The sequence below is a fragment of the Burkholderia sp. Ax-1724 genome (assembly GCF_011752995.1).
GTDB lineage: Bacteria > Pseudomonadota > Gammaproteobacteria > Burkholderiales > Burkholderiaceae > Paraburkholderia.
Genome location: NZ_VWWL01000024.1, coordinates 31,219 through 52,373, shown reverse-complemented (window position 1 = coordinate 52,373; position 21,155 = coordinate 31,219). Strand labels below are relative to the sequence as shown.

Annotated in this window: 16 protein-coding genes; 8 read left to right on the top strand and 8 right to left on the bottom strand. The window is 64.7% G+C overall.

The window, feature by feature from the left end:
• The first annotated feature begins 10 nt into the window (after nt 1–10).
• The 8 genes from F3J19_RS25875 (at nt 11) to F3J19_RS25840 (ending at nt 10,522) form a co-directional block, all read left to right on the top strand.
• A complete protein-coding gene (locus F3J19_RS25875; protein WP_167048128.1) occupies nt 11–2,065 on the top strand; it encodes a hydantoinase/oxoprolinase family protein in 2,055 nt (684 codons plus the stop codon).
• On the top strand, nt 2,062–3,702 hold the full coding sequence (locus F3J19_RS25870; protein WP_167048125.1) for a hydantoinase B/oxoprolinase family protein: 1,641 nt from the start codon (nt 2,062–2,064) through the stop codon (nt 3,700–3,702). Before F3J19_RS25875 ends, F3J19_RS25870 begins: the two co-directional genes overlap by 4 nt.
• Before the next feature lie 47 nt (nt 3,703–3,749).
• Nucleotides 3,750–4,178, top strand: coding sequence for a RidA family protein (locus tag F3J19_RS25865; protein WP_167048122.1), 429 nt, complete (start codon nt 3,750–3,752; stop codon nt 4,176–4,178).
• A gap of 143 nt (nt 4,179–4,321) precedes the next feature.
• Nucleotides 4,322–5,206, top strand: coding sequence for a DeoR/GlpR family DNA-binding transcription regulator (locus F3J19_RS25860; RefSeq protein WP_167048119.1), 885 nt, complete (start codon nt 4,322–4,324; stop codon nt 5,204–5,206).
• A complete protein-coding gene (locus tag F3J19_RS25855; protein WP_167048117.1) occupies nt 5,203–6,366 on the top strand; it encodes a mandelate racemase/muconate lactonizing enzyme family protein in 1,164 nt (387 codons plus the stop codon). Before F3J19_RS25860 ends, F3J19_RS25855 begins: the two co-directional genes overlap by 4 nt.
• A gap of 63 nt (nt 6,367–6,429) precedes the next feature.
• Nucleotides 6,430–7,722, top strand: coding sequence for an MFS transporter (locus tag F3J19_RS25850; RefSeq protein WP_167048115.1), 1,293 nt, complete (start codon nt 6,430–6,432; stop codon nt 7,720–7,722).
• A 75-nt stretch (nt 7,723–7,797) separates the two neighbouring features.
• Nucleotides 7,798–9,234, top strand: a complete 1,437-nt coding sequence (gene aldA / locus F3J19_RS25845; protein WP_167048113.1) for an aldehyde dehydrogenase — start codon at nt 7,798–7,800, stop codon at nt 9,232–9,234.
• 148 nt (nt 9,235–9,382) lie between these two features.
• Nucleotides 9,383–10,522 carry a porin gene (locus tag F3J19_RS25840; RefSeq protein WP_167048111.1) on the top strand — a complete coding sequence of 380 codons (1,140 nt, stop codon included), beginning with the start codon at nt 9,383–9,385 and terminating at the stop codon, nt 10,520–10,522.
• Between the two features lie 173 nt (nt 10,523–10,695).
• Here F3J19_RS25840 and F3J19_RS25835 read toward each other — a convergent pair whose 3' ends face one another.
• The 8 genes from F3J19_RS25835 to F3J19_RS25800 form a co-directional block, all read right to left on the bottom strand.
• Nucleotides 10,696–12,222 (bottom strand): aldehyde dehydrogenase family protein, encoded by a 1,527-nt coding sequence (locus F3J19_RS25835; RefSeq protein ID WP_167048109.1) that lies wholly within the window; start codon nt 12,220–12,222, stop codon nt 10,696–10,698.
• Nucleotides 12,223–12,310: 88 nt separating this feature from the next.
• The gene (locus tag F3J19_RS25830; RefSeq protein WP_167048106.1) at nt 12,311–13,066 is read right to left on the bottom strand and encodes a lipoate--protein ligase family protein; all 756 of its coding nucleotides are present in this window, start codon (nt 13,064–13,066) and stop codon (nt 12,311–12,313) included.
• A gap of 75 nt (nt 13,067–13,141) precedes the next feature.
• Nucleotides 13,142–14,209: a 2,3-butanediol dehydrogenase gene (locus tag F3J19_RS25825; protein WP_167048103.1), complete on the bottom strand. Its 1,068-nt coding sequence runs from the start codon at nt 14,207–14,209 to the stop codon at nt 13,142–13,144.
• A 175-nt stretch (nt 14,210–14,384) separates the two neighbouring features.
• Nucleotides 14,385–15,497, bottom strand: a complete 1,113-nt coding sequence (locus tag F3J19_RS25820) for an acetoin dehydrogenase dihydrolipoyllysine-residue acetyltransferase subunit (RefSeq protein ID WP_167048100.1) — start codon at nt 15,495–15,497, stop codon at nt 14,385–14,387.
• Nucleotides 15,497–16,513 carry an alpha-ketoacid dehydrogenase subunit beta gene (locus tag F3J19_RS25815; RefSeq protein WP_167048097.1) on the bottom strand — a complete coding sequence of 339 codons (1,017 nt, stop codon included), beginning with the start codon at nt 16,511–16,513 and terminating at the stop codon, nt 15,497–15,499. The genes F3J19_RS25820 and F3J19_RS25815 overlap by 1 nt, the downstream gene beginning before the upstream one ends.
• A 48-nt stretch (nt 16,514–16,561) precedes the next feature.
• Nucleotides 16,562–17,563 carry a thiamine pyrophosphate-dependent dehydrogenase E1 component subunit alpha gene (locus F3J19_RS25810; protein WP_167048094.1) on the bottom strand — a complete coding sequence of 334 codons (1,002 nt, stop codon included), beginning with the start codon at nt 17,561–17,563 and terminating at the stop codon, nt 16,562–16,564.
• 14 nt (nt 17,564–17,577) lie between these two features.
• Entirely contained in the window at nt 17,578–18,678 is a 1,101-nt protein-coding gene (locus F3J19_RS25805) for an NAD(+)/NADH kinase (RefSeq protein WP_167048244.1), read from the bottom strand.
• A 240-nt stretch (nt 18,679–18,918) separates the two neighbouring features.
• The gene (locus F3J19_RS25800; RefSeq protein ID WP_167048091.1) at nt 18,919–20,910 is read right to left on the bottom strand and encodes a sigma-54-dependent Fis family transcriptional regulator; all 1,992 of its coding nucleotides are present in this window, start codon (nt 20,908–20,910) and stop codon (nt 18,919–18,921) included.
• Between the last annotated feature and the right edge of the window lie 245 nt (nt 20,911–21,155).

Here is a 21,155-nt window from a genome sequence, read left to right as displayed (position 1 = left end):
AAGCAATCACATGGCTTGGCGAATAGGAGTTGATTCAGGCGGCACCTTCACCGACGTCTGCATGTTCGACGATGCGAGTGGCCGCGTGCAGATATGGAAAGTACCGTCGACGCCGGCCGACCCTTCGCTCGGCATCGCCAACGGCGTGACCGAGGGGCTTGGAACCGTTGACGCGCAGGCACAGGATATCGGCTTTCTCGGCCACGGCACGACCGTCGCGACCAATGCGCTGATCGAACTGCGCGGCGTGAAGACCGGCCTCGTCGTCACCGACGGCTTTCGCGATCTGCTCGAAATCGGCCGTCAGAAGCGCCCGAGTCTGTACGACATGTACGCGGAAAAACCGCAAGCTCTCGTCACGCGAGATTTGCGTCTCGAAGTCAAGGAGCGGCTGCGCGCGAACGGCGAAATCGAACTGGAACTCGACGAAGAAGGTCTGCGCGCCGCCGCGCGCAAGATGGCCGACGAGGATGTCAAGGCGGTCGCCGTCTGCTTTCTGTACGGATTCCTGAACACGAAGCACGAGCGCCGTGCGCTGGAAATCGTTCGCGAGATCCTGCCCGATGTGTTCATTTGCGCATCCCATCAGATCGCGCCGGAATTCCGCGAATACGAACGGTTGTCGACCACGGTCGTCAACGCGTATCTCGGCCCGATCATGAAGAAGTATATCCAGCGCCTCCAGCATCGCTTCGAGGATCTGGGTTTGCGCGTCGCGCCACAACTCACGCAATCCAACGGCGGCGTCATCGGCTTCGACACGGCCGCCGAACTGCCGGTGCGCACGGTCCTCTCCGGGCCGAGCACGGGTGTGGTCGCGGCGCAGGAAATCGGCAATCTCGCGGGCTTTCCGAATCTGATCACGTTCGACGTGGGCGGCACGAGCAGCGACGTCGCGCTGCTGCAAGGCGGCCAGTGCGCGCTGACCGGCGAAGCGAATGTGCACGGCTATCCGATCAAGGCGCCGATGCTCGACATCCATACGGTGGGTGCGGGCGGCGGCTCGATCGCTTATGTGGACAGCGGCGGCCTGCTGAAAGTCGGCCCGCGCAGCGCCGGCGCCGACCCCGGCCCGGTCTGCTATGGCCGCGGCAACAGCGAGCCGACCGTGACCGACGCGAACATCGTGCTGCAGACGCTCAATCCAGTCGAGATTCTCGGCGGACGCATGAAGGTGCGCCGCGACCTCGCGCTCGATGCGATGCAGAAGCTCGCGGATCAGCTCGGCATCGGCGTGATGGAGACCGCGCAGGGCATCGTCTCGGTGGTGACCGCGAACATGGCCAAGGCGATTCGCGTAATCAGCGTGCAGCGCGGCCACGACCCGCGCGACTACACGCTGATGGCATTCGGCGGCGCCGGACCGCTGCACGCGGCGCGTCTCGCGCAGGAACTCGACATGACGCGCATCATCGTGCCGCTCACGCCGGGTGCGTTGTGTGCACTCGGTCTGCTGCTCACCGACCTGCGCGCCGACTTCGCCCTGTCGCGCGTGCGGCGGCTCGACGCGGCGTCGCTCGATGCGCTCGAAGCCGGCTATGCGGAACTCGACACGCAGGCTCAGGGCTGGTTTGCACGCGAAGGCATCGAGTCCGATCGCCAGTCGATCACACGCACCGCCGACATGCGCTATCACGGCCAGAACTACGAGCTATCGGTGCCGGTGCCGCCGGGACTGATCACCCAGGCCACGCTCGACCTGCTCGCGAGCGGCTTCGAAAACGCACACCGGCAGCGCTTCGGCTTCGTTGCCGAGGGCGAAACGATCCAGCTCGTCACACTGCGTGTCGAGGCCGTCGGGCGTGTCGCCAAGGCGCAGTTCACGCCCGCGCCGGCGGTGGGTCCGGATGCGAGCCATGCGCAGATCGGCCGGCGCGAGGTCTACATGGCCGAGGCCGCGGCATTCGTCGATTGTCCGGTCTACAGCCGCGACAAGCTCGCGTCGGGCAATACCTTCACGGGCCCGGCCATCGTCGAGCAGATGGACGCCACGACCGTTGTGCTGCCGAACATGCGCGCGAGCGTCGACCCCTATCTGAATCTGATTCTGGAAATGCAGAAATGAACACGACCCTGTCTATCGATCCGATCACGGTGGAAGTCGTTGGCAGCGCGCTCGCGTCGATCACCGAGGAAATGGGCGAAGCGCTGGTGCGCTCGAGCTACTCGACCAACATCAAGGAACGCCGCGACTGCTCGACCGCGATCTTCGACCGTTCGGGGAACACGCTGTGCCAGGCCGAGCACATCCCGATGCACCTGGGTAGCTTTCTCGAGACCGTGCCGCACATCATGAAGCGCTTTCCGCTCGCGGACATCCGTCCGGGCGACGTGTTCATCGGCAACGATGCGTACGAAGGCGGCGGCACGCACCTGCCGGACATCGTGCTTGCCGAGCCGGTGTTCTTCGAAGACCAGTTGATTACGTGGGCGATCAACACCGCGCACCACGCCGACTTCGCCGATCGCGGCCACGCGCACATCTATCAGGAAGGCCTGCGTATCCCGCCTGTCAGGCTTTATCGCGAAGGCGTATTGCAGAAGGATGTGCAGGAACTGATCCTGCTGAACTGCCAGGTGCCGCACGAACGGCTGTCGGATCTGCGCGCGCAGATGGCTGCCAACCGCGTCGGCGTGCAGCGCCTGCAGGCATTGTGCGGGAAATACGGCACCGAGCGCATCCTGCGCGCCGGCGAGGCACTGCAGGACTACGCCGAGCGCAAGATGCGCGCCGGCATCGCGGCGATTCCCGACGGCACCTATCGCTTCACCGACCGCTTCGACAGCCTGCACTTCGAAGGCTCGCTCGACCTGAGTGTGGCCATCACCATCAAGGGCGACTCGATGCATCTTGCCTTCGACGCGCCGCCGCAGATGCGCAACGCGCTGAATGTCATCTACACCGGCCTGCTGGCTACCTGCTACTACGCGGTGAAGGCGATCATCGATCCGACCATCCTGCCGAATGCGGGTCTCGCGCGGCCGATCAGCGTCGAGGCACCGAAAGGGTCGCTGCTCAACTGCGAGCATCCGGCGGCGGTCAACAGCCGGCTGTCCGCATGCCAGCGCGTGTCGGACATGATCTACGGCGCACTCGCGCAGGCGCTGCCGAACAAGGTGATGGCGGCCGGCAACGGCTGCTGCGCCGCGGCGGTGTTCAGCGGCAGCACCGATAACGGCGAACTCTGGGTCTATCTGGAGACGATCGGCGGCGGCGGCGGCGCGCGGCCCACCGCCGACGGCCTGAGCGGCATTCACGTGCATCTGACCAACACGTCGAACCTCCCCGTCGAGGCACTCGAACAGGAATATCCGCTGACGCTGCTGCGCTACGAACTCGTCAACGATTCGGCAGGCGCCGGCACCTGGCGCGGCGGCATGGGGCTGCGCCGCGTGTATCGCGCCGAACGCGCTTGCCAGATCAACGTCGAGACGTCGCGGCTGGGCTCGCAACCGTGGGGCCTCGAAGGCGGCGGCGCGGCGCAAGGCTCGTCGTGCAGCGTCAACGGCGCGCCGCTGGCGGGCAAAACGACGCCGCTGAAGCGCGGCGACATCGTCGAGATCCTGACGCCGGGCGGCGGCGGCTACGGTCCGCCGCAAGCACGCAAGCCCGAAGACCTGCGGCGCGATCTCGTCGAGCAGCGCATTTCCGATGCGTTCGCGCGGCGCGAGTATGGCGAACTCGCACTACAGACGCAGTGATCCGTATCGCTCTTCGAAGCAACCTTCCCTTCATGGAGACTTTTTAGATGGCTGAGCTACAGGTGCAGAAACTGAAGTCAGGCAGCGTGTACGAAGACAAAAACAGCTACTCGCGCGCCGTGGTGGTCGACAACTGGGTGTTGGTCGCGAACACCGCGGGCCGTCACTACCGCACGCGTGAAATCTCGAAGGACCCGGCCGAGCAGACGCTGCAATGCTTCGCCAACATCGAAGGTGCGCTGAAGGCGGTCGGCGCGAGTCTCGCCGACGTGGTGCGCTCGCGTATCGCGATACCGAACCTCGACCATAAGGAAGCCGTGATGGCGGTCGTCTCGGAGAAATTCAAGGACATCGATCCGGCCGCGACCATCACCGCGACGCCGCTCGCGGGCACGGAATATCTGGTCGAAATCGAAGTCACCGCGTATCGCGGCGCAGGCGCGGCGCGCACCGAGAAAATGCGCGTAAGCCTGTAACGGATGTCCCGGCCCGGCGTTCCGCGAGCAGCTTGCGCGGGGGCCGGAAAGCGGCGCGCACTGGCCTCGCCTGGCCGGCCAGTTCGCGTTATCACTTCGTGTATCCTCCGAGGACTTTAGGCGATGCTTCAGGAGAAAGGAAGATGACGAAGATGACGGCCAACGGCAAAAAGGAGCCTGAAACGCAGTCCGACGGCATGCCGGAGGACATGATTCAGGCAGAGCGTCAGCAACGCATGATCGACTGGTTCGAGCAGAACGTCGGCGGGTCGAATCAGGAATTGTCGCGCCTGTTCAATGCATCGGTGTCGACCATCCGGCGCGATCTCGACGCGCTCGCCGCGCGTGGCGTGGTCCGGCGTACGCACGGCGGCGCAGTGCGTATCCGCCAGCGCTCGACCTACGAGCCGAGCGTCGACGAAGCGCGCTACACGGCGTCGGAAGAGAAACGCGCGATCGCGGTGGAAGCGGCGAAACGGCTCTCCGAGGACCAGAGCATTCTTATCGATACCGGTTCGACGATGCACGAGTTTGCGCAAGTGGTCGGCGAACTCGACATCTCGTTGACCGTGGTGACCTGCGATCTGATGGTCGCGAGCCTGCTGACGCGCAAGCCGCACGTAAAGCTGATCGTACCGGGCGGCCAGTGCCGGCCGCGCGCGTACACGCTGCTCGGCGAGCCGGGCATGTCGTTTTTGCATGACATGCGGGTCGACCAGTGCTTTCTGTCGGCGCAAGCGGTCGACTACGAATGCGTGTCGGACACGTCCCTTGAACTGGTCACGCTCAAGCGGGCGATGATCCGCGCCGCGAGCAAGACCACGCTCATGATCGACAGCAGCCGGTTCGCGGGACGTGCGATCCACGGTATCGCAGACGTTGCCGACATCAACGAAATCATCACCGACGACGGTCTTGCGGACAACGAGTTCCAGCAATACCGGCAGTTGGGCGTGAAGGTGACGCGCGTGCAGCTCGACGACGCGGCGTCCGACCTCGCCGGTGATTCCCCACCCGGTCCGCCATGAAGATCACGCAAGTCGATATCTATCTCGCTCGCAGCGGCAAGCTGCATCCGATCATCGTCGAGGTCAGCACCGACGAAGGGATTAACGGCATCGGCGAAGCGGGCGTGGCCTACGGACGCGGCGCCCATGCCGCCGCAGGCATGCTGAAGGATCTCGCACCCGATCTGATCGGCCGTGATCCCGCTCGTATCGAAGCATTTTCGACACACGTATACGACCATACGTTCTGGGCCAAGGGCGGCGGCACCATCGTGTTCGCTGCGTTGAGCGCACTGGAGCAGGCGCTTTGGGACATCAAGGGTCGCGCGTGCGGCCTGCCGGTCTATCAATTGCTCGGCGGCGCAGTCAATGATCGCATTCGCTGCTATGCAAACGGCTGGTACGAAGCCGCGCAGACACCCGACGAATTCGCCCGGGCCACCGAGCGTCCGCTCGCCGACGGCTACACAGCGCTCAAGTTCTATCCGCTCGGCCAGATGCTTGGCGTGAACATGCGCCACGTCAGCCAGCGCTCCATTACACGCGAGCAGGCCGATCTCGCGGTAGCACGCGTGAAAGCGGTACGCGAAGCGATCGGTCCGGATGTCGACCTGATGCTCGATTTGAGCGGCGGACTGAGCGCCGCCGAAGCAGCGAGGCTGTGCAACCGCTTCGAGCCGTACGACATTCAGTTCGTCGAAGAACCCACTGACCCGTCCGATGCCGATGCCATGGCGTGGGTCGCCGCGCGCACGTCGATTCCGCTCGCAGCGGGCGAACGCAACTATGGACGCCACCAGATGCGTGCGCTCATCGAGACGCGCGCGGTCGACATCGTCCAGCCGGACCCGTGCAACACGGGCGGCATCATGGAAACCAAGAAGATCGCCGCCATGGCCGAAGCATTCGGAATGCGCGTCGCGCCGCATGTGTGCGGCAGTCCGCTCGCGACCCAGGTCGCCCGGCATCTGGCGATCAACCTGCCGAATATATCGATGCTCGAGCTGTATCCGTATTTCCGCTTTCACGACGGCTACATCGACACGGTGCGCGATGCGCCGGAGGCGTCGGTCAAGGAGGGCTACCTGAGTCCGCCCGAAGGACCCGGGCTCGGCGCCGAACTCAATCGCGACGCACTCGCGCCATTCCTGTGTGAACGCATCGGCGGCCCATCGCGCTGAGCGGCCGCGGCGGCAACCCGGTCGAAGTACAAGACAACCGAATAGATAACCTGGAGAGAGACAATGAAAGATCCGCATGCGATACATCAATCACTGCAATTCCAGCCGTCACCAACCGATCTCACACGGATAGCGGGTTCGCAACAGCGCCGCGTGGTGATAGCGTCGGCGCTCGGATGGGGACTCGATGGTTTCGATCACACGATGTTTGCGCTCGCGCTCGGCGCAATCCTGACGACACTGCATCTCTCAGTCGGCGTGGGCGGCACGATTTCGACGGCAAGCCTCGTCGCATCGGCCATCGGCGGGCTGTTCGGCGGCGCGTTCGCGGATCGCTACGGACGCGTTCGCGTGCTGGTGTGGGTGGTAGTCGGCTTCAGCATATTCACCGCGTTGACTGCAACCGCGCAGAATGCCACGCAGCTGGTGCTGTGGCGAACGCTCGAAGGACTGTGCTTCGGCGCGGAGTGGCCCGTGGGTGTCGCGTTGCTGTCGGAGTACACCGCCGACGAGCGCCGCGGCCGGATGATGGCGGTGATGCAAAGCGCGTATGCGATCGGCTGGGCGTTGTCGACGATTGCCTACTTCGTGATGTTCTCGATCATGCCGGCCGACGTCGCGTGGCGCTGGCTCTTCGTGCTCGGCCTCCTGCCGGCGATTGCGATCTTCGTTGCACGGCGCGGCATTCATGAACGCCGATCGGGAAATGGCCGCTCGGAGCAAGCGGCGCTCGCCTCGATCGGACGCCTCTTTCATCGCGATCTGCGCCGCGTGACGATGTTCTCGACGATTTTCATGGTCGGCGGTCACGGCACCTACTATTCGATCGTCACATTCCTGCCGCTCTATCTCGGGACCGAACGCGGCCTGCACGTTGCCGGCACGACGACGTTCATGCTCATCCAGATTCTCGGCGGCTTCATCGGGTATGTGTCAGTCGGCTGGTTTCACGACCGCTTCGGCCGCCGCCCGACGCAAACCGCAACGATCCTCTTTTCGATGATTGCGATCGCCGCCTTTCTCTACCTGCCGGTCCAATCGCTCACGACCGGCTATGTGCTGGTGTTCCTGGTCGGCGCGAGCATCTCGTCATGCGCCGGCGGGCTCGGCGCGATCCTGTCCGAGCAGTTTCCGGGCGCGGTGCGCGGCGCGGGGATCGGCTTCGCCTACAACGTCGGGCGTGGTATCGCGTCGTTCGGTCCGATGCTGATCGGCTTCATGGCAAAACAGCACGGCCTCGGCTGGTCGATGATGGTCGTCGCGGTCGCGTGCGCGGTACTGTCGAGCGCGGCACTCTGGGCACTGAGCGAAACGCTCGGATTGAAGATTTCGGAACTGGACAAGAATTTCAAGTGAGTTCGTTGCAGAGGTTTTATACATCTGCCGCAATATTCTCAACAATATGTACCTCTAATTATTTATGGAGACAACATGAGTCCTGCCGTGCCGACCCATCAACACTACATCGACGGCGCCTTCGTGCCGGCTAATGAACATCTCGATGTCGTCAATCCCGCAGATGGCGCCCTGCTCTCGCGCGTACCGGTGGCTAACGCCGCACAAGTGGCGCTAGCCGTGGACGCCGCTCGCCGCGCCCAGCCCGCCTGGGCGAAGCGCACGCCGCTCGATCGCGCGAGCTTTCTGCGGCGGATCGCAACCAAAGTACGCGAGCACGCGCCACACCTTGCGCGCACCATCATGCTCGAGCAGGGCAAGATTCTCGGCCTTGCCGAAGTCGAAGTGAATTTCACCGCCGACTATCTCGACTACATGGCTGAGTGGGCGCGCCGCATCGAAGGCGAGATTGTCACGAGCGACCGTCCGGGTGAAAACATATTCCTGTTCCGCAAACCCATGGGGGTCGTCGCGGGCATCCTGCCGTGGAACTTTCCGTTCTTCCTCATTGCGCGAAAAATGGCGCCGGCGCTCCTGACCGGCAACACCATCGTCATCAAGCCGAGCGAGGAAACGCCGAACAACTGCTTCGAATTCGCGCGACTCGTCGCCGAAACCGATTTGCCGCCGGGCGTCTTCAACGTGGTGAGCGGCGCGGGCGAGGTCGGCGCCGCACTCGCTGCGAGCGATCGCATCGACATGGTGAGCTTTACCGGCAGCGTACCGACGGGCGCGAAAATCATGGCGGCGGCCGCGGGCAACCTCACCAAGGTCAACCTGGAACTAGGCGGCAAGGCACCGGCCATTGTGCTGGCCGACGCGGACCTCGATCTCGCGGTCAAGGCGATTCACGCATCGCGCGTCATCAACACGGGGCAGGTGTGCAACTGCGCGGAACGCGTCTACGTGGAGCGCGCCGTGGCCCCGGCGTTCATCGACAGGATCACGTCCGCGATGGCGGCGACACGCTATGGCGATCCCGGCAAGGATAACGGGCTCGACATGGGCCCGCTCATCAATGCCCGCGCGCTGGAGAACGTAACAGCGAAGGTCCGCACGGCTATAGCGCAGGGCGCGACGGCAACCACCGGCGGCGCAATCGCCGAGCGCGCGTCGGGCTATCACTATCAACCGACCGTACTAGTCGATTGCCGCGCCGACATGAACATCATGCGCGAGGAAATCTTCGGGCCGGTGCTGCCGATCCAGATCGTCGACGGACTCGACGAGGCGATCGCCCTGGCGAACGATTCAGCTTACGGGCTGACATCCTCGATCTACACGCGCAGCCTCTCGCATGCAATGCAGGCGAGCCGTGAACTCGATTTTGGCGAAACCTATGTCAATCGCGAGAATTTCGAAGCGATGCAAGGCTTTCACGCGGGCGTGCGCCGCTCGGGTATTGGCGGTGCGGACGGCAAGCATGGTCTGTACGAGTACACGCACACGCACGCCGTCTACATGCAGGCATAAAGCGGCGCCAGTGGGATAGCGCCCGCGAGGGGCTATCCGCTGGCAAACACATGCTCGAAACAGCACACGCAGCACGTGCCCCGTCAGTTTATTCCGGATAACGAATAAAAGCGTTTCTAACAACCGTATCAAGATTTGGAGGAAATCAATGAAAAAGGTCGTGATGATGTTGGCATGCGGGGCGGCTGCGAGTCTCGCACACGCGCAAAGCTCCGTCACGCTATATGGCGTCGTGGACGAGGGCCTCCAGTACACGAACAATCAGGGCGGCAAATCGTCGTGGGCCATGTCGCAAGGCGGTCTCGGCAGCAGCAAGTGGGGGCTCACCGGCACCGAAGATCTGGGCGGCGGACTGCATGCCTTTTTCAAGCTGGAAAACGGCTTCAATCCGAGCAACGGCGCGCTCGGCAATAACGGCGCTCTGTTCGGGCGGATGGCCTACGTTGGCGTGGGCAGCGACCAGTACGGACAGATCCGGCTCGGCAAACAGTACGACCTGCTGTTTGAAAGCCTTGTACCGCTGTCGGCGGCGGGTAAATTTGCGGGCGGCCTCGGCGCGCACGCCGGCGACGTCGACAACGTATGGGGCGACTTCAACCTCAACAACGCGGTCAAGTATCTTTCGCCGACACTCGCGGGCTTCCAGTTCGGTGCGGCCTACGCATTCGGCAACGTCGCGGGATCGATGGGCCGCAATCAGGTCGTCAACTTCTCGCTCACCTATGGCAATGGACCGCTTTCCGTAGCGGCGGCCTACATCAAGGTGAACAATCCGGCGACGGCAGTGTGGAACGCGAGCGCGCCGCCGGTCGCGAACGAGGCATTCGCGAATCCGCTGACGACGCCGATCTACCGCGGCTATGCGAGCGCATCTTCGCTACAGATCGCGGGCGGTGGGGCGAAGTACCAGTTCGGCGCATCGAACTTTGGGCTGTTGTACACGAACGCACAGTTCCACGATGCCGTCGTTACCACGACGACACCACTCGGCGGCAACGCGCACTTCGACACGCTGGAAGGCAACTACACCTTCAACGTGACGCCGGCGCTGCTGCTCGGCGCCGCCTACAGCTACACGTGGGCAGGCGACGCGCATTACGGCCAGTTGAACCTGGGCTCGACCTATCTGCTTTCAAAGCGCACGCTGCTTTACGTGAGCGGCGTATGGCAGCACGCGAGCGGGACGAACTCGGTGGGTACCGAGGCCGTGGCGGCCAACAACAACATCACGCCATCGGACACGCCTAACCAGGTCGTGGTGCGCGTGGGCATCCGCCACAGCTTCTAGAGCGCATGGGGCTCGCGCTCGCATCCGCTATCTGGCTTCGAACCGTTCGCGCGGGCGAGACGCAACGGCATCGGTGAAACTCATCGATGCCGATTCGAACCAGGCACACCCTCGCCGGAGCGCCACTCTCACCACGACGCTCCGGCCTCCTCCTCACGCAGGAACCCGCGCGATCAGAAGAACCCGAGCGCATCCGCCTGATAGCTGACGAGCAGGCACTTCGTCTGCTGGTAGTTCGACAGCGCGGCCCTGTGCGTCTCGCGCCCGATGCCCGACTGCTTGTAGCCGCCGAACGCCGCATGCGCCGGATACAGGTGATAGCAGTTCGTCCACACGCGGCCCGCCTCGATCTCGCGGCCCATGCGATACGCGCGCGTGCCGTTGCGCGTCCACACGCCCGCGCCGAGACCATAGAACGTGTCGTTCGCCAGTTCGATCGCATCCTGCTCGTCCTTGAACGTCATCACCGACGCGACCGGCCCGAAGATCTCCTCCTGGAACACGCGCATCCGGTTGTTGCCGAGCAGCATGGTCGGCTTCACATAGAAGCCGGTGCCGAGTTCCGCGACGGGCGCGGTGCGCTCGCCGCCCGTCAGGCACTGCGCGCCCTCGTCGCGGCCGATGTCGATGTACGAGAGGATCTTGTCGAGCTGCTGCTGCGACGCCTGCGCGCCGATCATCGTCTGCATATCGAGCGGATGGCCGGCCTTGATACGCTCGACGCGCGCGATTGCCTTCTCGATGAAGCGCTCGTAGATCGACTCCTGAATCAGCACGCGCGACGGACACGTACACACTTCGCCCTGATTCAGCGCGAACATCGCGAGTCCTTCGAGCGCTTTGTCGAGGAACGCATCGTCCTGATCCAGCACGTCGGCGAAGAAGATATTCGGGCTCTTGCCGCCGAGTTCGACCGTCGACGGAATCAGATTGTCGGCCGCTGCACGCAGGATGTGTTTGCCCACCGGCGTCGACCCGGTAAACGCGATCTTCGCGATCCGCTTGCTGGTTGCCAGCCGTTCGCCCGCTTCCCTGCCGAAGCCGTTCACGATGTTGATCACGCCCGGCGGGAACAGCTCGCCAATCAGTTCCATGAGCACGAGCACCGAGGCGGGCGTCTGCTCGGCCGGCTTCATCACGACGCAGCAGCCGGCGGCGAGCGCCGGCGCAAGCTTCCAGGCCGCCATTAGCAGCGGAAAATTCCACGGAATGATCTGGCCGACGACGCCGAGCGGCTCGTGGAAGTGATATGCGACCGTGTTGTCGTCGATCTCGGAGATCCCGCCTTCCTGCGCGCGGATGCAGCCGGCGAAATAGCGGAAGTGGTCGACCGCGAGCGGGAGGTCGGCAGCCATGGTCTCGCGCAGCGGTTTGCCGTTGTCGATCGTCTCCGCGACCGCGAGCAGCTTCAGGTTCTTCTCCATCCGGTCGGCGGCGGCGAGCAGCAGGTTCGAGCGCTCCGCCGCGGACGTCTTGCCCCATTTGCGCCGCGCCGCATGCGCCGCATCGAGCGCCAATTCGACGTCCTCGCCGCGCGAGCGCGGTACGCGGCAGAACGGCTGGCCGTTAATCGGCGACACGTTCTCGAAGTATTCGCCGTTGGCAGGCGGCACCCATCGACCGCCGATGTAGTTGTCGTACTGCCGGCGATACGGATAGTCGACGTCGAGGCCGAGTTGCTTCAAATCAAAGGGATTCATGGTGTGTCTCCGGTTGATGATGCTGATTTGACGGATGCCATATCACGTGTCTCCATTGGACGGTTGGCACAGGAAAGCGGGACTGCATTTAATCGCCTTTATCGACGGGCGGCGGCGTCGCCATCACGCTCGCGCGCAGCGCCGACATGACCGAGTCGATCAGCCCATCGGACGGCACCACACCGGTTCGGGAAAGCGCCTCCTGTACGCTGACCACACGCCGCGCGTCATAGCGCCGTCCGCTTTCGATGGCCTGCTCGAAAGCATTGGCCCGCTGGTTGATCTCCTCCGGATCGGCGCTGACCAGCAACACCGCATGGGCCAACACGGCATGCCGCGACGCATGCGAACCCGCGTCCGAGCGCACTCCGCGCCAGTATTGCGCGGTACCGGCAAGCTTTCGTGCATCGTCCGGCGGCCCCCAGGCCAGGTTGAAGCGTCCGTCGCAGAATGAGCCTTGCACCGCCTGCCAATGTGTCTGAAGCCCCAACATGCCGAGCGCCTCGCGCAGGATTTCGCATAGATGCCGATACACCCCGTCGGAAAGCGCGCCCACGGTGCCCCGCACCAGGTAGGCCAGGCTCAGGTTGAGAATGCCGGGCCCCTGCGGTACCAGCCCGCCGCCCGACATGCGCAGAAAAACCGGGCACCCGTGCCGCGCGAATTCGGCGCGAGCGCTCTCCAGAGCGGCGAAGCGCCGATAACTGCGCGGCACCACCAGCGACAGCGGGGCCTGCCACAGGTGCGCGACGCACCGGCCCGTCTCGGCCAGCTGCAGCAGCGCCGTCTCCGCGACGAGGGGGTCCGCGGCATCGGCATCGAAGTCGACGATGTCAAATGGCATAGGCTCACGAAGGCTCACGAAAACTCGCAAAAGCTCAGATCGGCAGATATGCCCTTCTCGCAGAGAAGCACCGACTCACTTCAATCTGGGCTGAACGATGATTTTCACAGCCGATTCATTGTTGTGGATCAGGGTCTCGAATCCTTGCGAAATCAGTTCGTCTAACTGAATGCGCTGGGTGATGAACGGCGCCAGATCGATCTTGCCGTCCTCGACCAGCTTGATGGTTTCCTGATGGTCGTTGCAATACGCGATCGTGCCGCGCACGTCCAGTTCCTTCATGACCATGCTGTGCACGTTGATCGTGGCCGGATGGCTCCAGATCGACACGATCACCACCACGCCGGACGCAGCGGTCGCGGCCACCAGCGTGTCCAGCACCTTGTTCACGCTGGAGCATTCGAACGCCACGTCCACACCCTTACCGCCCCTGATCTTCATGACTTCCGCGACCACCTCCCCTTCGGTCGGGTCCAGGATGTAATCGGCAACGCCGGATTCGCGGGCTTTTTCCTTGCGCGCCGCACTCAGCTCCGTCACGATGACGCGCAGACCCTTGGCTTTCAGAATCGCCGACAGCAACAGACCAATCGGGCCCGCGCCGCCGACCAGCGCGACATCGCCAGCCTTGGCGCCGCTGCGGGTGAAGGCATGGTGCCCCACCGACAAGGGTTCGATCAGCGCCGCCTGATCGAGCGGAATAGCGTTGGAAACCGGATGCACCCAGCGGCGTTTGACCGCAATCTTTTCGGACAGGCCGCCGCCACGGCCCCCCAGGCCGATGAAATTCATGTTCTTCGACAGGTGATACTTGTCGCCCGGCCCGGTCGGCACGTCGTCGGCCACGATGTAGGGCTCCACCACCACATGCTGGCCGACTTCGATATCGGTCACGCCGTCACCCACGGCATACACCACGCCGGAAAACTCATGCCCCATGGTGATGGGCGCGGACTCCCCGGAGATCGGATGCGGATGGCCGCAAGGCGGAATGAAAATCGGCCCCTCCATGAATTCGTGCAGATCCGTGCCGCAGATACCGCACCAGGCCACGTCGATGCCAACGGTGCCCGGCGCCACGACAGGCTCGGGGATGTCTTCGATGCGGATGTCGCCGCGATCGTAAAAACGTGCTGCTTTCATGGTTCGGATTCCCTGGTTGGTTCCGCATGACATGAGGTGATCCAGGACGCCTCGCCTCCTGCTGCGCCTGCGCCACAGGATCGAGGCGTCCTGGAGATCGGCTGGCTTGCCTTGAGATGCCGTGCCCGGCACGGCATTCGGAAGGAGCGTCGTCGCCAACGCACGCCGGCCTGCTTCACGGGTTCAGATGCCGGCGCAGCAGTGCATTCACCTCGTTGGCCTTCTCCATCTGCGGCATATGGCCGGCGCCGTCCAGCAGTTCCACCGTCGCGCCGGCGGGCGCGGCCCTGGCATGGCTGCTCGGAATGACCTGATCCTCGCGGCCCCAGATCACCAGCACCGGCTTGCCGAAGCTGCCTAGCGCCTTGCCGGGCTGTTCGCTCTGCCTGCCGCCGCCGAACAGTTGAGTACCCAGCGCGCCGAGCGCTTCGGTCACGCCGTCCAGGCGCTTGTACTTGAGCAGGTCGTCCAGCAGCTGGCGGCTCACCAGCGCGGGGTCGGCGAACAGCAGCTCGGCCACGGGCTTGAGTTCGCGGCGCGAATCGGTACGCACGAAGCCGTCGGTATAGCCGGCGTTGACCTCGTCGCCGAAGCCGGCGCTGTCGATCAGCGCCAGCGAGGCCGCCTTCTGCGGCGCGTCCACGGCGATCTGCGCGGCGACGCCGCCACCCATCGAGTGGCCGACCAGGTGCGCCGACGTCGCGCCGATGGCCTCCATGAACTTGCCGACGAAAGCCGCCTGCGCCTTGAGCGTGGTGCCGGCCAGCTTGATCGCGGACTGCCCGTGCGCCGGCAGGTCCAGCGCGATCACCGGATGCTTCTCGGCCACCGCGTCGAGGTTGAACAGCCAGTTGTTCAGGTCGCCGCCGAAGCCGTGGATAAAGAGCACCGGCGTGCCCGACGCCGGCCCGCGACGCGCGTAGCGCACGCGAATGCCGTCCACCTCCGCATAGTCGAATGCCGGGCCGGCGTCTTCGTCGTCGCTGTCGGCGGCCGGCACCTCGAACGCGGCGACGTAGGCGTCGATGTCCGCATCGCTCACGTCCGGCTCCGCCAGCACGCCGAGCAGCGCCTTGACCGGCAACGTCTCGCCGCTTTGCGCGACGATGCGGCGCAGCAGTCCGGCATCGGCGGCTTCCACCGCGTTGGAAATCTTGTCGGTATCCACGTCGACCAGCGCCGTGCCGACTTCGATGCGCTCGCCTTCCCGGACCAGCCAGTCCTGCACGGTGCCTTCGCGCATCTCGAGCCCCCACTTGGGCATCACGATCGGGGTTATCGCAGCCATCAGTTCTTCCCTCCTTGCATCGTGCGGCGCGCCGCCTCCGCGATCTGCGCGGCGCTCGGGATGTACAGGTCTTCCAGCGCGGGCGAGAACGGCACCGGCGTATGCGGCGGGCAGACCATCTCGATGCCGGCCTTGAGCGCGCCGAACGCGCGCTGCGCGACCTGCGCCGAAATGTCGGTGGCGATATTGCAGCGCGGGCTGGCCTCGTCCACCACCACCAGACGGCCGGTGTTCTCGACCGTTTCCAGCACGGTGTCGATATCGAGCGGCGACAGCGTGCGCAAATCGACGATCTCGGCCTCGATGCCTTCCCTGGCCAGCGTCGCGGCGGCTTCCAATGCACGATGCACCATCAGGCCGTAGGTGACGATCGATACGTGCTTGCCGTCGCGCACGATGTTGGCCTCGCCGAAGGGGACCGTATACGAGTTCTCCGGCACTTCGCCTTCGAAGCCGTACAGGTTCTTGTGCTCGCAGAAGATCACCGGATCGTTGTCGCGGATGGCCTGGATCAGCAGCCCCTTGGTGTCGTAGGGCGTGGACGGGCACACCACCTTGAGGCCGGGGATGTGCGTGAACAACGGCGTCAGCATCTGGCTGTGCTGGGCGGCGGCCCGAAAGCCGGCGCCGACCATCGCGCGGATCACGACCGGCGTTTCGGCCTTGCCGCCGAACATGTAGCGAAACTTCGCGGCCTGGTTGTAGATCTGGTCGAAGCACACGCCCATGAAGTCGATGAACATCAGCTCGGCGATCGGCCGCATGCCGCACGCGGCCGCGCCGATCGCCGCGCCTATGTAGGCGGACTCGGACAGCGGCGTGTCGAGCAGGCGATCGCCGTGCTTGGCGTACAAGCCCTTGGTCACGCCGAGCACGCCGCCCCACGCGTCCTTTTCGCCATTCGCGCCGGCACCGCCGACGATGTCCTCGCCCAACATGATGACGCTCGGGTCGCGGGTCATCTCCTGGTCGATCGCCTCGTTGATCGCCAGCTTCATGCTCAGTTTGCGGGCCATGGTCAAGTCTCCTGATTGAATGATGGGATCGGTCGTCGCAAAGTGCTTTCAATAGCTGACGTAGACGTCCGCGAGCAGGTCCTCGGGGCCCGGCAGCGGCGCCGCCTTGGCCTCCACGACCGAATGCTCGATCAGCGCCGCGACCTCGCGATCAATCGCCTCCAGCTCATCGCGCGCAATCACCTCCGCGCGCGTCACCACCTGCGCGAACTTCCTGATGCAGTCCTTATTGCCGCGAATCTCGTCGAGTTCGCCGGGTGCGCGATAGGTCTGCGCATCGCCTTCGAAGTGGCCGTAGAAGCGCACTGTCTTGCATTCGAGCAGCGATGGCCCGCCGCCCTCGCGCGCGCGCCGGATCACTTCGCCCGCGGCCTCGTGCACCGCGAAGAAGTCGGTGCCGTCCACCGTCACGCCCGGAATGCCGAAGCCGGCCGCGCGATCGACATAGCTATCCACGGCCGTGCCGTATTCGCGCGCGGTCGATTCGGCATAGCCGTTGTTCTCGATCACGAAGATCACCGGCAAATTCCAGACGGCGGCCAGGTTCAGGCTTTCGAGAACCGTGCCCTGATTCGACGCGCCGTCGCCGCAGAACGTGATGCCGACCTCGCCTTTGCCGCGGAACCTGGCGGCCAGCGCCGCGCCGCAGATCAGCGGCGCGCCGGCGCCGAGAATGCCGTTGGCGCCCATCATTCCCTTCGACAGGTCCGCGATGTGCATCGAGCCGCCCTTGCCGTTGCAGGAGCCCCCCTTGCGGCCGTAGATCTCCTTCATCATCGCCACCGGGTCCACGCCCTTGGCGATGCAATGGCCGTGGCCGCGGTGCGTGCTTGCAATGCGGTCGCCGTCGCCCAGGTGGTGCAGAATGCCGACCCCGGTCGCTTCCTCGCCGGCATAGAGGTGGACGAAGCCGGGAATGTCGCCGCGGCCGAAGTCGACGTGCAGCCGCTCTTCGAACTCGCGGATCGTGCGCATCTTGCGGTAGACCGCGAGCAGCGTCTCCTTGTCGAGCGGCAAGCGGGCCTGCCCTGCTGCGATGTCTGCGTCCATGTCTGTCTCCTGTTTCAGGTTTGGGGAGTGAGGGGGCGGAATCCGGCAACGGGCAGGCTCGCGCCCGCGGCGCTGCGCATCAGTTGCGCGTCCGCCGCATAGCTCATGCAGGCGGCCACGTCGATGCTGTGAAAGGCGTTCTCGTGCAGGGTCACGAAGACTTCATCGTGCGGACCGAAGGTCAGCTCGCGCTCGCCGTCGAGCGCGACGATGCCGGCGCGCTGCCGCACACGCTGCGGCACGGCATGTTCGAGGCGGTGCCAGGCGGCGATCGGCACCGGCTGCAACAGGCCGGGCGCGATCGGCGCAATCAACTCGAACGCGCCATGGCCCGGGCTGGCGAGCTCGACGGCGAGGCCGCCGGATTCGTCCCGGCCGATCGGCTCGATCAGGCCGGCGATGGCGGACAGGCCGATTGCCTGCGGACTCGCGTACGACACGTAGACCGCGGCCAGCGTGTCGGTCTTCCATACGGCGCGCGCGCCGATGTATTGCTCGCGGGAGATGACCGCGTCCACCAGCGCGATATCGCGCCGTACTGCTCCGTTCGGCTCGCGAATCGTCACGTCCAGGCGCTTGTTGCTCGCGAGCGCGCACGAGGCTGGAATCCGTCCGCTGGCGAACAGGCCGGTCGCGAGGCCGGTGATGGTGGGTTCGCGCATGTCGGGAAAGGCATTGTTGGTACCCGTGGAGATCCCGACGATCGGTACATCACCGCACTCGCGAACCACGGCGCGATGCGTGCCGTCACCGCCGAGCACCACGATGGCGGCAACGCCCGCCTCGCGCATCATGTGCGCGGCGCGCAGCGTGTCGTCCACGCTGCCGGTGACCGGCATGTCCAGGTACTCGACGGCCGCCAGCGCGGCATCGGGCCCTTGCGAGCGCGCCAGATGCCGCTGCAGCATGACCCGCAGCCCCTCGCGGTCCGGCATCATCAGCACGCGGCCAACCCCACCGGCGGCCAGCGCGGCCAGCAGCCGCAGCACGATATTGACGCGATCGGCCAGTTGCAGGCTGTTCGCGTTGGCGATGACCCGGCGGATGTCGCGTGCCGAAATGGGATTGGCAATGATGCCAACCCGCGGCGGACGAACCGGACAAGGTTCGCGCATGCCTGTCTCCTGATGTGCGTGTTCTGACAGGCGTAAATACCGCAACGACTATGCCAATGCCGCATCCCCCGGGATGGGCGGAAAATCTACGGGAATACCCCCGGGAATAGGGACGCGAAGGGGCATGAAGGGACGCGAATCGACGTGAAGCGCCGAGCTGGAGCGTGCCGACGAGACAGGTGTCACAGCGGCAACTGCATCGTGGTGGACAGTCGTATCGGTGAAACGCGGGCCGTGCCGTTAGCGCCGGCTCTCGCCGGCATCCGTGTCGCTGCGGTTGGGCGACTGGATGCCATAGCGCGCCATGCGGCGGTACAGGGTCATGCGGCTAATGCCGATCTGGCGGGCAACGGCGCTCAGGTTCCAGCCGGACGCGCGCAGGTACTGCATGAGCAGCATGCCCTCGGGCGGCAGAACGGCGGGTTCCAACGCCGCGGCCGAATGCGTCGCCACGCCGGCAGCCTCGCGCGCCGCCACGGCTGCCTCGCCGATACCTTCGGGCAGGTCATCCACTTCGATGTGGCCATGACTGCAAACCACGCGCGCATATTCGAGCGCGTTGCGCAGTTCGCGCAAATTGCCCGGCCAGCGATGACGATGCAGCCGCTCGCGCGCCGCGTCCGAGATCGTGAAACCGGACTCGCGCTCCGGTACGGCAAGCAGCTTCTGCACGAGCCAGTCCAGATCGCTGCGCTCGCGCAGCGGCGGCAGCACAAAGCGCGCACCGTTGAGACGGTAGTACAGATCCTCGCGAAACCGCCCGCTGCTGATCAGCTGATCGAGCGAGTGGTGAGTGGCCGAAATGACTCGCACATCGACGGGCACCGGACGCGAAGCGCCGATCGCCAGCACCTCGCCCTCGGACAGCACCCGCAGCAGACGCGACTGCAACTCGCGCGGCATGTCGCCAATCTCGTCGAGGAACAGCGTACCGCCGTTTGCCGCCTCGATCAGGCCGCGCTTGGGCCTGGAACCGGCGCCCGAGAAACTGTTGGGCAGATGCCCGAACAACTCGCTCTCGATCAGCGTTTCGGGAATCGCCGCGCAATTGACCGCGATAAATGGACCATTGCGGCGTGAACTGGCTCGATGCAGCGCCTTGGCAAAAAACTCCTTGCCGCTGCCGGTCTCGCCGTTGATGAGCAGGTTGATGCGCGAATCGACCAGCTTGGCGGCACGCTGCAATTGCTGCTGCAACATCGCATCGCCACCGCATAGGGCCTCCAGTTCGGGGGGCAGCGGCAGCGCTGCGCTGTCCGGCATTCCATGCTGCAAACGCAGCACCGGCGGCATCACGCTCAGGTAGAGCCGTTTTCCGCTATGGCTCAGCCGCACGACGCGCTGCTCACTGGGCCGCGAGTAGACGAAGCGGCCCAGGTCCTCCTGACGCGCCTCGAACAACGCCTCGAAGCGCAGGCCGATCAGCGACAGCCCCCTCGCCTCGACACCGGGCTCGGCAATCAGCATTTGCTGGGCGCGACGGTTATGGCCCGAGATCCGGCCATCGGCGTCGAGGGCGATCAGGTACTCCGGGTTGACGTCGAGGAACTCGGACGCCGGGCTGAGCTTGAGCATCCAGTCCTGCCTGTGCCGGCGCAAGAAATAGGCGTCCTCGATCTGATTGGCGTACATGCGTACCAGTTGCAGCGCAAGCATCTGGCTGTACTTCGCCTGCGGCGAACTCAGCGCGGAGATGTCGAGAATCGCATTGAGCTGACCATACGAATCGAACAGCGGCGCCGCGGTGCAGGTCAGCGGAATATGGGTCGCATCGAAATGATCGGCCTGATGTACGGTCAGGGCCTGACCCGTCGCCAGCGCCGTACCGACCGCACAGGTGCCCGCACCGTTTTCGCTCCATTCGGCGCCCAGATAAAGGCCGGCGCGTCGTAGCGCGGCGTCCGTATTGGCATTGCCGAGGTAGTCGACGGTGACGCCGTCGGCATCCGTCAGCAGCACCACGTAGCCCATGCCCCCTACCTGGCCGTACAGGGTTTCGAGGCCATGACGGGCAATCCGCGTGAAATCGTCGATGCGTTGCTGATGTTCGCGCAAGCGCATCTGCGGCAGAATGCGCGCTTCCTGCATGCGGGCCGGATCAAGACCGTACTGATGCACGCAACGCCGCCACGAACTCTGGATGATGGCATCGTGCGCGCGCGCGACGCCTGACGACTCGCCGGTAGTCGTCAGGACTACTGTCTCGATGTGCTCGCGTTGCCGCTGGTCCATCGCTGTCTCCTTACTACGCGCCTGATGCCGGGTGCGCCGGTACCGGCCAGCCTGCCACGCTGGCTCAACGTGCCGGGCGGTGCCTCCGGGCACATCACCGTGCAATACATCGCCGGGCGGCCATAGGGTCGGAGCCGCCATTTTTTGAAATTGAAATGCGGTCGCGAGGCGCCATGGGCTGTGCCTGCAGACGGGCCCGGCAGATTTCGAATTCAACGGTACCCGACTCGATAATGTATCCGACT

What these genes read in the sequence shown, in the direction of transcription:
- F3J19_RS25805 (WP_167048244.1), bottom strand. Translation starts at nt 18,678, where the DNA reads ATGCGCGAACCTTGTCCGGTTCGTCCGCCGCGGGTTGGCATCATTGCC.
- F3J19_RS25825 (WP_167048103.1), bottom strand. Translation starts at nt 14,209, where the DNA reads ATGAAAGCAGCACGTTTTTACGATCGCGGCGACATCCGCATCGAAGAC.
- F3J19_RS25875 (WP_167048128.1), top strand. Translation starts at nt 11, where the DNA reads ATGGCTTGGCGAATAGGAGTTGATTCAGGCGGCACCTTCACCGACGTC.
- F3J19_RS25855 (WP_167048117.1), top strand. Translation starts at nt 5,203, where the DNA reads ATGAAGATCACGCAAGTCGATATCTATCTCGCTCGCAGCGGCAAGCTG.
- F3J19_RS25860 (WP_167048119.1), top strand. Translation starts at nt 4,322, where the DNA reads ATGACGAAGATGACGGCCAACGGCAAAAAGGAGCCTGAAACGCAGTCC.
- F3J19_RS25865 (WP_167048122.1), top strand. Translation starts at nt 3,750, where the DNA reads ATGGCTGAGCTACAGGTGCAGAAACTGAAGTCAGGCAGCGTGTACGAA.
- F3J19_RS25870 (WP_167048125.1), top strand. Translation starts at nt 2,062, where the DNA reads ATGAACACGACCCTGTCTATCGATCCGATCACGGTGGAAGTCGTTGGC.
- F3J19_RS25815 (WP_167048097.1), bottom strand. Translation starts at nt 16,513, where the DNA reads ATGGCCCGCAAACTGAGCATGAAGCTGGCGATCAACGAGGCGATCGAC.
- F3J19_RS25830 (WP_167048106.1), bottom strand. Translation starts at nt 13,066, where the DNA reads ATGCCATTTGACATCGTCGACTTCGATGCCGATGCCGCGGACCCCCTC.
- F3J19_RS25810 (WP_167048094.1), bottom strand. Translation starts at nt 17,563, where the DNA reads ATGGACGCAGACATCGCAGCAGGGCAGGCCCGCTTGCCGCTCGACAAG.
- aldA (WP_167048113.1), top strand. Translation starts at nt 7,798, where the DNA reads ATGAGTCCTGCCGTGCCGACCCATCAACACTACATCGACGGCGCCTTC.
- F3J19_RS25800 (WP_167048091.1), bottom strand. Translation starts at nt 20,910, where the DNA reads ATGGACCAGCGGCAACGCGAGCACATCGAGACAGTAGTCCTGACGACT.
- F3J19_RS25840 (WP_167048111.1), top strand. Translation starts at nt 9,383, where the DNA reads ATGAAAAAGGTCGTGATGATGTTGGCATGCGGGGCGGCTGCGAGTCTC.
- F3J19_RS25835 (WP_167048109.1), bottom strand. Translation starts at nt 12,222, where the DNA reads ATGAATCCCTTTGATTTGAAGCAACTCGGCCTCGACGTCGACTATCCG.
- F3J19_RS25850 (WP_167048115.1), top strand. Translation starts at nt 6,430, where the DNA reads ATGAAAGATCCGCATGCGATACATCAATCACTGCAATTCCAGCCGTCA.
- F3J19_RS25820 (WP_167048100.1), bottom strand. Translation starts at nt 15,497, where the DNA reads ATGGCTGCGATAACCCCGATCGTGATGCCCAAGTGGGGGCTCGAGATG.